At 60.6% G+C, this 12410-nt stretch carries 11 protein-coding genes; all 11 read left to right on the top strand.

Annotated elements, in window-relative coordinates:
• Positions 1-55 precede the first annotated feature (55 nt).
• The 11 genes from HMI58_RS04330 to rpsS all read left to right on the top strand — a co-directional run bounded on the left by HMI58_RS04330 (position 56) and on the right by rpsS (position 12373).
• Complete coding sequence (locus tag HMI58_RS04330; protein ID WP_171583898.1) at positions 56-3946, top strand: DNA-directed RNA polymerase subunit beta'; 3891 nt, start codon at positions 56-58, stop codon at positions 3944-3946.
• 335 nt (positions 3947-4281) lie between these two features.
• Positions 4282-4656, top strand: coding sequence for a 30S ribosomal protein S12 (rpsL, locus tag HMI58_RS04325; protein ID WP_019481488.1), 375 nt, complete (start codon positions 4282-4284; stop codon positions 4654-4656).
• Positions 4656-5126, top strand: coding sequence for a 30S ribosomal protein S7 (gene rpsG, locus HMI58_RS04320; protein ID WP_019481489.1), 471 nt, complete (start codon positions 4656-4658; stop codon positions 5124-5126). The genes rpsL and rpsG overlap by 1 nt, the downstream gene beginning before the upstream one ends.
• Before the next feature lie 42 nt (positions 5127-5168).
• A complete protein-coding gene (gene fusA / locus HMI58_RS04315; protein ID WP_171618256.1) occupies positions 5169-7283 on the top strand; it encodes an elongation factor G in 2115 nt (704 codons plus the stop codon).
• A gap of 152 nt (positions 7284-7435) precedes the next feature.
• Complete coding sequence (gene tuf / locus HMI58_RS04310; RefSeq protein WP_171583900.1) at positions 7436-8626, top strand: elongation factor Tu; 1191 nt, start codon at positions 7436-7438, stop codon at positions 8624-8626.
• Positions 8627-9272: 646 nt separating this feature from the next.
• On the top strand, positions 9273-9581 hold the full coding sequence (gene rpsJ, locus HMI58_RS04305) for a 30S ribosomal protein S10 (RefSeq protein ID WP_003803825.1): 309 nt from the start codon (positions 9273-9275) through the stop codon (positions 9579-9581).
• Positions 9582-9597: 16 nt separating this feature from the next.
• Positions 9598-10254 carry a 50S ribosomal protein L3 gene (gene rplC / locus HMI58_RS04300; protein WP_171583901.1) on the top strand — a complete coding sequence of 219 codons (657 nt, stop codon included), beginning with the start codon at positions 9598-9600 and terminating at the stop codon, positions 10252-10254.
• A gap of 4 nt (positions 10255-10258) precedes the next feature.
• Complete coding sequence (rplD, locus tag HMI58_RS04295) at positions 10259-10906, top strand: 50S ribosomal protein L4 (protein WP_171583902.1); 648 nt, start codon at positions 10259-10261, stop codon at positions 10904-10906.
• On the top strand, positions 10903-11208 hold the full coding sequence (gene rplW, locus HMI58_RS04290; RefSeq protein WP_019481495.1) for a 50S ribosomal protein L23: 306 nt from the start codon (positions 10903-10905) through the stop codon (positions 11206-11208). Before rplD ends, rplW begins: the two co-directional genes overlap by 4 nt.
• 31 nt (positions 11209-11239) lie before the next feature.
• Entirely contained in the window at positions 11240-12079 is an 840-nt protein-coding gene (gene rplB, locus HMI58_RS04285) for a 50S ribosomal protein L2 (RefSeq protein WP_171583903.1), read from the top strand.
• A 12-nt stretch (positions 12080-12091) separates the two neighbouring features.
• Positions 12092-12373 carry a 30S ribosomal protein S19 gene (gene rpsS, locus HMI58_RS04280; RefSeq protein WP_019481497.1) on the top strand — a complete coding sequence of 94 codons (282 nt, stop codon included), beginning with the start codon at positions 12092-12094 and terminating at the stop codon, positions 12371-12373.
• The last annotated feature ends 37 nt before the right edge of the window (positions 12374-12410 follow it).

Below are 12410 nucleotides of genomic sequence, written 5' to 3'. Positions count from 1 at the left end.
ACCGCACCCCACCAGACTTCAAGAATTTAGAGAACAAAGAGAGAACAGGGACCATATGTCCAGCGAATCCTCCTTCGGCCTCATGCGAATCGGCCTAGCCACTGCGGACGAAATCCGTGGTTGGTCTTTTGGCGAGGTCAAGAAGCCGGAAACCATCAATTACCGTACCCTCAAGCCTGAGAAGGACGGTCTCTTCTGCGAGAAGATCTTTGGACCTTCCCGCGACTGGGAATGCTACTGCGGCAAGTACAAGCGTGTCCGTTTCAAGGGCATCATCTGTGAGCGTTGTGGTGTAGAAGTTACCCGCGCCAAGGTACGCCGTGAGCGCATGGGCCACATCGAACTGGCTGCACCCGTCACCCACATCTGGTACTTCAAGGGCGTTCCCTCGCGCTTGGGCTACCTGCTGGACCTGGCACCGAAGGACCTCGAGAAGGTCATCTACTTCGCTGCCTACATGATCACCGCCGTCGACGAGGAAAACCGTCACGCCGAACTGCCGAACCTCCAGGCCGAGCACGACCTTGAGAAGAAGCAGATGATCGACCAGCGCGACTCCGACATCGCCACCATCGCCAAGGACCTTGAGGATGAGGTTGCACGGCTGGAAGGCGAAGGCGCTAAGGCTGCCGAGAAGAAGAAGGCACGCGACTCCGCCGACCGTCAGATGGCGAACGTGCGTAAGCGCGCCGACATCGAGATCGAGCGTTTCGAACAGGTCTGGGACCGGTTCAAGAGCCTCAAGGTTGCTGACCTTGAAGGCGACGAGGGCCTGTACCGCGAACTGCGCGACCGCTACGGACTGTACTTCGAAGGCTCCATGGGCGCCGAAGCGATCAAGAAGCGTCTTGAGAACTTCGACATGCCAGCCGAGGCCGAGATGCTCCGCGACATCATCCAGAACGGCAAGGGCCAGCGCAAGACGCGTGCCCTGAAGCGCCTGAAGGTTGTCAACGCGTTCCTCACCACCACCAACAGCCCCCTGGGCATGGTGCTCGACGCAGTTCCAGTGATCCCGCCGGAACTGCGCCCCATGGTTCAGCTGGACGGTGGCCGCTTCGCGACCTCCGACCTCAACGACCTGTACCGCCGCGTGATCAACCGCAACAACCGCCTGAAGCGCCTGCTCGATCTCGGTGCCCCCGAGATCATCGTGAACAACGAAAAGCGCATGCTTCAGGAAGCTGTTGACTCCCTGTTCGACAACGGTCGTCGTGGCCGTCCCGTCACCGGGCCGGGCAACCGTCCGTTGAAGTCGCTCTCTGACATGCTCAAGGGCAAGCAGGGTCGTTTCCGCCAGAACCTTCTGGGTAAGCGCGTTGACTACTCGGGACGTTCGGTAATCGTCGTCGGCCCTCAGCTGAAGCTGCACCAGTGTGGTCTGCCCAAGCAGATGGCCCTGGAACTCTTCAAGCCGTTCGTGATGAAGCGCCTGGTTGACCTCAACCACGCACAGAACATCAAGAGCGCCAAGCGGATGGTCGAGCGTTACCGCCCGCAGGTCTGGGACGTTCTCGAAGAGATCATCACCGAGCACCCAGTGCTGCTCAACCGCGCACCTACCCTTCACCGTTTGGGTATCCAGGCGTTCGAACCGCAGCTGGTTGAAGGTAAAGCCCTTCAGCTGCACCCACTGGTTTGTGGTGCGTTCAACGCTGACTTCGACGGCGACCAGATGGCAGTCCACCTGCCGCTGAGCCCAGAGGCCCAGGCCGAGGCGCGCATCCTGATGCTCTCCTCGAACAACATCCTGAAGCCTTCGGACGGCCGTCCGGTGACCCTGCCTTCGCAGGATATGATCATCGGCCTGCACCACCTCACCACCAAGCGTGAGGGCTCAGCAGGGGAGGGCCGCGTGTTCAGCACCCCGGCCGAAGCCATCATGGCCTTCGACATGGGTGTCCTGCACCTGAACTCGGTAGTCCGGATCCGTATCCCACACTTCGTGCCCAGCGCTGATGTCGCTGCGCCTGAAGGCTGGGAAGAAGGAACGCCAGCGCTGATCGAAACCTCCCTCGGGCAGGTCCTGTTCAACGACACGCTGCCAGCCGACTACCCGTGGGTTGAGAAGGTTGCCGACAAGGGACAGCTGTCCACCATCGTCAACGATCTCGCCGAGCGGTACCCGAAGGTAGTTACGGCGGCAACGCTGGACAACCTGAAGGATGCCGGTTTCTACTGGGCAACCCGCTCCGGTGTGACAGTGGCGATCTCCGACATCTCCGCCCCGATCAACAAGGCCGGAATCATGGAGGTCTACGAAAAGCAGGCCGCCAAGGTTCAGTCCCAGTTCGACAAGGGCCTCATCGCTGATGAGGAACGCCGTCAGGAACTGATCGACATCTGGAACAAGGCCACCAACGAGGTAGCCGAGTCCATGCGCGGCGCGATGCCGAAGGACAACACCATCAACCGTATGGTGTCCTCCGGTGCACGTGGTAACTGGCTCCAGGTCCGTCAGATCGCGGGTATCCGTGGTCTGGTGGCTAACCCCAAGGGTGAGATCATCCCCCGGCCGATCAAGTCCTCGTACCGTGAGGGCCTGTCGGTGCTGGAGTACTTCATCGCAACCCACGGTGCCCGTAAGGGTCTGGCTGACACCGCACTGCGTACCGCCAACTCGGGTTACCTGACCCGTCGTCTGGTGGACGTGTCGCAGGACGTCATCGTTCGCGAAGACGACTGTGGCACCGAGCGTGGACTGAACGTCACCATTGCGGTGCCGAACAGCGATGGCGAGCTGGTCCTGCACGAAGAGGTCGAGAACTCCGCCTACGCCCGTACCCTGGCCAGCGAAGTCGTTGACTCCAAGGGCAAGGTGCTCGCACCAGCAGGTTCCGACGTCGGCGACGTCCTGATTGGCGAGCTGTTTGCCGCAGGCGTGACCGACATCAAGGTGCGCTCCGTGCTCACCTGCGAGTCAAGCGTGGGCACCTGTGCCCTCTGCTACGGCCGCTCGCTGGCCACCGGCAAGACCGTCGACATCGGTGAGGCCGTTGGCATCATCGCTGCACAGTCGATCGGTGAGCCAGGCACGCAGCTGACCATGCGTACGTTCCACACCGGCGGTATCGCGTCGGCAGAGGACATCACCCAGGGTCTGCCTCGTATCCAGGAGCTCTTTGAAGCGCGTACCCCCAAGGGTGTCGCTCCGATCTCCGAGGTTGCCGGTCGTGTCAACATCGAAGACGGCGAGAAGCAGCTTCGGCTGGTTGTCACCCCCGACGATGGTTCCGAAGAGATCGCCTACCCTGTCCTGCGGCGTGCACGCCTGCTGGTCACGGACGGCGAGCACGTTGAGGTTGGACAGCAGCTGGTCTTCGGCGCTGTCGATCCGAAGCAGATCCTCCGGATCCTCGGCCCCCGCAAGGCCCAGGAATTCCTGGTCGATGAGGTGCAGACCGTGTACCGCAGCCAGGGTGTGGGTATCCACGACAAGCACGTCGAGGTTATCGTCCGCCAGATGCTTCGCCGCGTCACGGTGATCGAGTCCGGCGAGTCGAACCTCCTTCCCGGAGAGCTGGCGGAACGCCGCCGCTTCGAGGACGAGAACCGCCGCGTGGTGTCCGAGGGCAAGAAGCCGGCTTCAGGCCGTCCCGAGCTCATGGGTATCACCAAGGCGTCGCTCGCCACCGAGTCGTGGCTGTCCGCCGCATCGTTCCAGGAGACCACGCGTGTTCTCACGCAGGCCGCCATGGAAGGAAAGAGCGATCCTCTGCTGGGTCTGAAGGAAAACGTGATCATCGGCAAGCTGATCCCGGCTGGTACCGGCCTGGATCGCTACACGAAGATCACTGTGGAGCCGACTGAGGAAGCGAAGGCCAACCTGTTCACCGGTCCTAGCGCGTTCAGCGACTTCGACTACGCAGGTGTCGAGGGCTCGATGACTCCCGAGTTCCACGCCATCCCTCTGGATGACTACGACATGGGTTCCGAGTTCCGCTAAACGGAACTGTTCCTGGTCGGCCCCGCACACCTTCGGGTGTGCGGGGCCGACCGCGTTAACCGACTGCTTCGGCAGGGTCTGGCGACCGCAGACGGAGTGGGGGACAGGCGGGTGTACCCGCCCGGAATCGGGGCGCAGCCCGATCTCTGCTAGAGTAGAGGTAATTGTTTGTGTGGCAGAGGATCGGCGTCCTAGCGGACGTATCTCCGCGTTGTAGGGAACTTGTACAACGAATGCCACATTTTCGCACGCCTACGGTCAAGTCGTTCCGGCTTACCCCTGTGGTTCGGCGCAAACGACAGCCAATATCTCTAGACATTACGGAGAACGCAGAAGTGCCTACTATCAACCAGCTGGTCCGTAAGGGCCGGACACCTAAGGTCGTCAAGACCAAGGCGCCCGCATTGAAGGGCAGCCCCATGAAGCGCGGCGTTTGCACCCGCGTGTACACGACCACCCCCAAGAAGCCGAACTCGGCGCTCCGGAAGGTCGCACGTGTGCGCCTCAACGGCGGCATCGAAGTTACCGCTTACATCCCAGGTGTCGGTCACAACCTTCAGGAACACTCCATCGTGCTGGTGCGCGGTGGTCGTGTGAAGGATCTGCCCGGTGTCCGCTACAAGATCGTCCGTGGTGCGCTTGATACCCAGGGTGTCAAGAACCGCAAGCAGGCTCGCAGCCGCTACGGCGCGAAGATGGAGAAGAAGTAATGCCACGTAAGGGCCCGGCCCCGAAGCGGCCGCTCGTTGTAGATCCCGTTTACGGTTCACCCCTGGTCACTCAGCTGATCAACAAGGTGCTCGTCGACGGCAAGAAGTCCACAGCAGAACGCATTGTGTACGGCGCACTTGAGGGTGCCCGTGCCAAGAGTGGTGGCGATCCCGTCGCAGCACTCAAGAAGGCTATGGACAACGTCAAACCTTCCCTCGAAGTTCGCTCCCGCCGAGTCGGCGGCGCGACCTACCAGGTACCCGTCGAGGTCAAGCCGGGCCGCTCCATGGCTCTTGCCCTGCGGTGGCTCGTTGGTTACTCGAAGGCTCGCCGCGAGAAAACCATGACCGAGCGTCTGATGAACGAGATTCTGGATGCCTCGAACGGTCTCGGAGCAGCTGTGAAGCGCCGCGAGGACACGCACAAGATGGCCGAGTCGAACAAGGCCTTCGCACACTACCGCTGGTAACCAGACTCCGACTTCTAGAAACCCAAGAATAAGGGAGACACCGTGGCACAGGACGTGCTTACCGACCTTAACAAGGTCCGCAATATCGGCATCATGGCCCACATCGATGCTGGCAAGACCACTACTACCGAGCGCATCCTGTTCTACACGGGTGTCAACCACAAGATTGGTGAGACGCACGACGGCGCCTCGACCACTGACTGGATGGAACAGGAAAAGGAACGCGGCATCACCATCACGAGCGCCGCCGTGACCTGCCTCTGGAACAACAACCAGATCAACATCATCGACACCCCCGGTCACGTTGACTTCACCGTTGAGGTTGAGCGCTCACTGCGCGTCCTCGACGGGGCTGTCGCAGTGTTCGACGGTAAGGAAGGCGTAGAGCCTCAGTCCGAGACCGTTTGGCGCCAGGCCGACAAGTACGAAGTTCCCCGCATTTGCTTCGTCAACAAGATGGACAAACTGGGCGCTGACTTCTACTTCACCGTTGACACCATCATCAGCCGCCTCGGTGCCAAGCCGCTGGTTATCCAGCTGCCCATTGGTGCTGAGAACGACTTTGAAGGCGTCGTCGACCTCGTGGAAATGCGCGCGCTGACCTGGCGTGGCGACTCCAAGGGTGACGTCACCATGGGTGCCAAGTACGAGATCGAAGAGATCCCTGCTGACCTCGTGGATCGGGCCAACGAGTACCGGGCAAGCCTGCTCGAGGCCGTTGCCGAAGCTGACGACGAGCTCATGGAGAAGTACCTGGCTGGCGAAGAGCCGTCCGTTGAGGAGATCAAGGCCGGAATCCGGAAGCTGACCATCGCTTCCGAGATCTACCCGGTCCTGTGTGGCTCTGCGTTCAAGAACCGCGGCGTCCAGCCGATGCTTGACGCCGTCGTCGACTACCTGCCTAACCCCCTGGATGTTCCCCCGATGATCGGTCACGATCCCCGGGACGAGGAGATCGAACTGACTCGTAAGCCGAGCACCGAAGAGCCGTTCTCGGCTCTGGCGTTCAAGGTTGCTACCCACCCGTTCTTCGGACAGCTGACGTTCATCCGCGTGTACTCCGGCCAGATCTCAGCCGGCACGCAGGTGACCAACTCCACGAAGAACAAGAAGGAGCGCATCGGCAAGCTGTTCCAGATGCACGCCAATAAGGAAATCCCAGTTGAGGAAGCCCTTGCCGGTCACATCTACGCGGCTATCGGTCTGAAGGACACCACTACCGGCGACACTCTCTCCGACAGTGCCAACCAGATCGTGCTTGAGTCGATGAGCTTTCCTGACCCCGTGATCTCGGTTGCGATTGAACCGAAGACCAAGGGTGACCAGGAGAAGCTGTCCACGGCTATCCAGAAGCTCTCCGCTGAGGACCCGACCTTCCAGGTCTCCCTCAACGTTGACACCGGTCAGACCATCATCGCCGGCATGGGCGAGCTTCACCTGGACATCCTCGTGGACCGCATGCGCCGCGAGTTCCGCGTCGAAGCCAACGTGGGCAAGCCCCAGGTCGCTTACCGCGAGACCATCAAGCGCGCCGTGGCCAAGCACGATTACACCCACAAGAAGCAGACGGGTGGATCCGGCCAGTTCGCGAAGATCCAGATCGCCATCGAGCCGATGGAAGTTGAAGACGGCGTCCTGTACGCATTCGACAACAAGGTCACCGGTGGACGTATCCCTCGCGAATACATCCCGAGCGTCGATGCGGGCATCCAGGATGCCCTCAACGACGGCGTGCTCGCCGGCTACCCTGTCGTCGGCATCAAGGCAGTACTGCTTGACGGCGCCTACCACGACGTTGACTCATCCGAAATGGCGTTCAAAATTGCCGGCCGGATGGCGTTCAAGGAAGCTGCGCGGATGGCTAACCCTGTCCTGCTCGAACCACTGATGGAAGTTGAAGTCCGCACCCCTGAGGAATACATGGGTGAAGTTATCGGTGACCTCAACTCCCGCCGTGGCCAGATGCAGTCCATGGAGGATGCCAGCGGCGTCAAGGTCATCAAGGCCATGGTGCCCCTGTCGGGTATGTTCGGATACATCGGTGACTTGCGGTCGAAGACCCAGGGCCGTGCGGTGTACTCGATGAAGTTCGACAGCTACTCGGAGGTTCCGAAGGCAGTTGCCGACGAGATCATCCAGAAGACCCGCGGCGAATAACTTTTCCGCAAGCCCTGCTGACGGAGCCATCCGGCTCCTGAAGCATGCAGTAATTTCATCAAAGTAAAAGCCCCCAGTAGACTTGCAACAGTTTCAGCCGCGAACAGCGCGGCTGGGAAGCAAATCTTCTCAAAACGTTCTAGGAGGAACCCGTGGCGAAGGCAAAGTTCGAGCGGACTAAGCCGCACGTTAACATCGGAACCATTGGTCACGTTGACCATGGAAAGACGACGTTGACGGCTGCCATTTCGAAGGTGCTGTACGACAAGTACCCCAATCTCAACGAGGCACGCGACTTCGCGTCCATCGACTCGGCCCCCGAGGAGAAGCAGCGCGGCATCACGATCAACATCTCGCATGTTGAATACCAGACCGAGAAGCGCCACTACGCACACGTAGACGCCCCCGGTCACGCTGACTACATCAAGAACATGATCACCGGTGCTGCTCAGATGGACGGAGCAATCCTCGTGGTTGCTGCGACCGACGGCCCGATGGCTCAGACCCGCGAGCACGTTCTGCTTGCCCGCCAGGTTGGCGTTCCCTACCTGTTGGTCGCGCTGAACAAGTCCGACATGGTCGACGACGAGGAACTTCTTGACCTCGTCGAGATGGAGGTCCGCGAGCTCCTCAGCGCGCAGGGCTTCGACGGCGACGAGGCACCAGTGGTGCGCGTCTCCGGCCTGAAGGCACTTGAGGGCGACGCCGAGTGGGTCAAGTCCGTTGAGGACCTGATGGACGCCGTCGACAACAGCGTTCCGGACCCCGTCCGCGACAAGGACAAGCCGTTCCTGATGCCTGTTGAAGACGTCTTCACCATCACCGGCCGTGGCACCGTTGTAACGGGCCGCGCCGAGCGTGGAACCCTGAAGATCAACTCGGAAATCGAGATCGTCGGCATCCGTCCGGTCCAGAAGACCACGGTTACCGGTATCGAGATGTTCCACAAGCAGCTCGACGAAGCATGGGCAGGCGAGAACTGTGGTCTCCTGCTCCGTGGAATCAAGCGTGAAGATGTTGAGCGTGGACAGGTTATCGTCAAGCCGGGTTCAATCACCCCGCACACCGATTTCGATGCTAACGTCTACATCCTGGCAAAGGACGAAGGCGGGCGTCACAACCCGTTCTACTCCAACTACCGCCCGCAGTTCTACTTCCGCACAACTGACGTAACCGGCGTCATTACCCTCCCCGAGGGCACTGAAATGGTTATGCCTGGCGATAACACTGAGATGACCGTTGCGCTCATCCAGCCGATCGCTATGGAAGAGGGCCTCGGCTTCGCTATCCGCGAAGGCGGCCGGACCGTAGGTTCAGGACGCGTTACCAAGATCATCAAGTAACTCCTTACGAGTCACTGAGGGAAGGCCCCGCTGCGCTGCAGCGGGGCCTTCCCTTTTTTGCGGGGAGTAGCAAAGTGGCGCGGCTGCAGATCCCGCGTTGCGCTGCGGGCTGGCGGCAGGAAAGTGGCGGAGCTGCAGGAGAGCGATCGCGCTACAGCGTTCCTGCACGGCGGGCACCTTCCGTAGGGACGACGTCGGCACGAGGGCACTTTTCCGCAGGGACGACGTCGGCCGGTGGGGGAGGGGGCGGGGTCAAGTTCATCACAGCGGAAGGCGTGTCGGGCCGCCAATTAGCCTTCTGCCCTGATATCTGGCAAACTGGACAAGTTGTTCAAGCGCTTGCGCGCGCGGTTTGAGATACCGTCCCGATCAGGATAATGCCTGATGCAGGGTCAGTGTTCACCGGGCGGTTAGCCCAAATATAACCACCCTCACTTCAGTTCGGCTGGAAACGTGGATGCAAACCGATGGATCAGTTTGCGAAGAATCCGCGACACGCCCGAGCGCGGGGGTCGGTACCTCCACAGGGTGAGGAACCCGGAACTATCCGGATTCAGTCTGTGGGAGGAGCGCCAGTGCAACGGGCGCAGCACGTGCAGGAACTGACAGATATTCAAGAATTCTTGAGAGAGAGAGTCGAGACGCCATGGCGGGACAAAAAATCCGCATCCGGCTGAAGTCGTATGACCACGAGGTCATCGACGTATCAGCACGGAAGATCGTTGAGACGGTGACGCGCGCAGGCGCTACGGTTGTTGGCCCAGTGCCGCTGCCGACGGAGAAGAACGTGTACTGCGTTATCCGCTCACCGCACAAGTACAAGGACAGCCGCGAGCACTTCGAAATGCGTACTCACAAGCGTCTGATCGACATCATTGACCCCACGCCCAAGGCCGTTGATTCGCTGATGCGTCTCGACCTGCCTGCGGACGTGAACATCGAAATCAAGCTGTAAGGGAGAGCGGATCATAATGTCTACTTCACTTACGCGTCAGGTAAAGGGTCTCCTGGGCACCAAGCTCGGCATGACCCAGGTCTGGGACGAGAACAACCTGCTGGTGCCGGTTACTGTCGTCCAGGCTGACTCCAACGTCATTACCCAGCTCCGCTCGGCGGACCAGGATGGCTACAGCGCCGTCCAGATCGGCTTCGGCCAGATCGATCCCCGCAAGGTGACCAAGCCTCTGGCCGGTCACTTCGAAAAGGCAGGCGTCACGCCTCGCCGCCACGTGGTTGAGCTGCGTACCTCCGATGCTGACACCTACTCGCTGGGCCAGGAGCTCTCTGTTGAGATCTTCGAAGCCGGCCAGAAGGTCGATGTCATCGGCACCACCAAGGGTAAGGGCTTCGCAGGTGTCATGAAGCGTCACGGCTTCCACGGCGTCGGCGCATCCCACGGTGCCCACAAGAACCACCGCAAGCCCGGCTCGATCGGTGGCGCGTCCACCCCTAGCCGCGTCTTCAAGGGTATGAAAATGGCAGGCCGTATGGGTGCCGTTCGTCAGACCACCCTGAACCTCACGGTTCACGGTGTGGATGCCGAGAAGTCGCTGCTGCTGATCAAGGGTGCCGTTCCCGGCGCCCGCGGCCAGGTCGTACTCGTACGCACTGCCGTGAAGGGAGCATAGCCAGATGGCTGTCAACACTGTAAAGGTCGATCTCCCCGCAGAGATCTTCGACACGCAGACCAACGTGCCCTTGCTGCACCAGGTCGTCGTGGCACAGCTTGCTGCTGCCCGTCAGGGTACGCACAAGACAAAGACTCGTGCAGAGGTATCCGGCGCAGGCCGCAAGCCGTTCAAGCAGAAGGGAACAGGTCGTGCCCGTCAGGGTTCGATCCGTGCCCCTCACATGACCGGTGGTGGCGTCGTCCACGGACCCACCCCCCGCGACTACAGCCAGCGCACCCCCAAGAAGATGAAGGCTGCCGCCCTGCGCGGTGCCCTCTCTGACCGGGCACGCAACGGCCGTATCCACGTCCTCGAGTCCCTCGTGTCCGGCGACAAGCCGTCCACCAAGGGTGCAATCGAAGCGCTTCGCAGCATCTCGGAGCGTCCCAACTTGCTCATCGTTATCGAGCGCGCCAACGATCTCACGGCACTGTCCGTGCGGAACGTCCCGGAAGTACACGTCCTCTACGTTGACCAGCTCAACACGTATGACGTGCTGGTTTCGGACGACGTGATCTTCACGAAGGCCGCTTACGACACGTTTATCGGCTCAGCCGACACGACCGTAGATGCTGACGAGAGCACAACAGCTACGGAGGACGCCAAGTGAGCGCGACCATCTCCAAAGATCCCCGCGACGTCGTCCTTGCGCCGGTCGTTTCGGAAAAGAGCTACGGCCTGATCGACGAAGGTAAGTACACCTTCCTGGTCGACCCTCGCTCGAACAAGACAGAGATCAAGTTGGCGGTGGAGAAGATTTTCTCCGTCAAGGTCGACTCGATCAACACACTCAATCGTTCGGGCAAGCGCAAGCGCACCCGCTTCGGCTGGGGTCAGCGGAAGGGCACCAAGCGTGCCATCGTGACCCTCAAAGAAGGAACGATCGACATCTTCGGCGGTCCGCTCGGTTAGGGCGGAGACCACTTTAACGAGGAAATGACACATGGCTATTCGTAAATACAAGCCAACAACGCCTGGCCGCCGCGGCTCCAGCGTTGCTGACTTCGCAGAAATCACTCGGTCGACACCGGAGAAGTCCCTGGTACGTCCCCTCCCCAAAAAGGGTGGTCGTAACAACACCGGTAAGATCACGACCCGTCACAAGGGTGGTGGCCACAAGCGCCAGTACCGCCTGATTGACTTCCGTCGCCACGACAAGGACGGCGTTGACGCCCGTGTTGCTGAGATCGAATACGATCCCAACCGCACGGCCCGCATCGCACTGCTCCACTATGTCGACGGCACCAAGCGCTACATCGTTGCACCAAACCGCCTGAAGCAGGGCGACATGGTGGAAGCCGGAGCCGGCGCTGACATCAAGCCAGGCAACAACCTGCCACTGCGGAACATCCCGGTTGGTACCGTGATCCACGCTGTGGAACTTCGTCCAGGCGGCGGGGCCAAGATGGCCCGTTCAGCCGGTGCGTCGGTACAGCTGGTTGCGAAAGAGGGCCGCTTCGCGCAGCTCCGCCTTCCCTCTGGTGAAATCCGCAACGTCGACGTACGCTGCCGCGCCACCATTGGTGAAGTTGGAAACGCAGAACAGTCCAACATCAACTGGGGCAAGGCCGGCCGTATGCGCTGGAAGGGCGTCCGCCCAACCGTTCGTGGCGTTGCCATGAACCCGGTTGACCACCCACACGGTGGTGGTGAAGGTAAGACCTCTGGTGGCCGTCACCCGGTGAACCCGAACGGTAAGGCCGAAGGCCGTACCCGCCGTCCAAACAAAGAGAGCGATTCACTCATTGTGCGTCGCCGTCGTTCCGGCAAGAACAAGCGATAGGAGCCTGGAGACATGCCACGCAGCCTGAAGAAAGGCCCCTTCGTCGATCAGCACCTTTTCGTAAAGGTAGCTCGTGAAAACGACAAGGGCACCAAGAACGTCATCAAGACGTGGTCCCGCCGCTCAATGATCATCCCCGACATGCTGGGGCACACGATCGCCGTGCACGACGGGCGCAAGCACATCCCGGTGTTTGTCACAGAGTCAATGGTCGGGCACAAGCTCGGCGAATTCGCTGCGACGCGGACCTTCCGCGGCCATGTAAAGGACGACCGCAAGGGCAAGCGCCGCTAGGCGCTGCTCTTAGCGGCAGAAGACGAGAGAAGGAAAG

It is taken from the genome of Arthrobacter sp. 147(2020), assembly GCF_013116715.1.
Taxonomy (GTDB): domain Bacteria; phylum Actinomycetota; class Actinomycetes; order Actinomycetales; family Micrococcaceae; genus Arthrobacter_D.
Note: the sequence above shows the minus strand (reverse complement) of the source record. Positions and strands in the feature narration are given on the sequence as shown.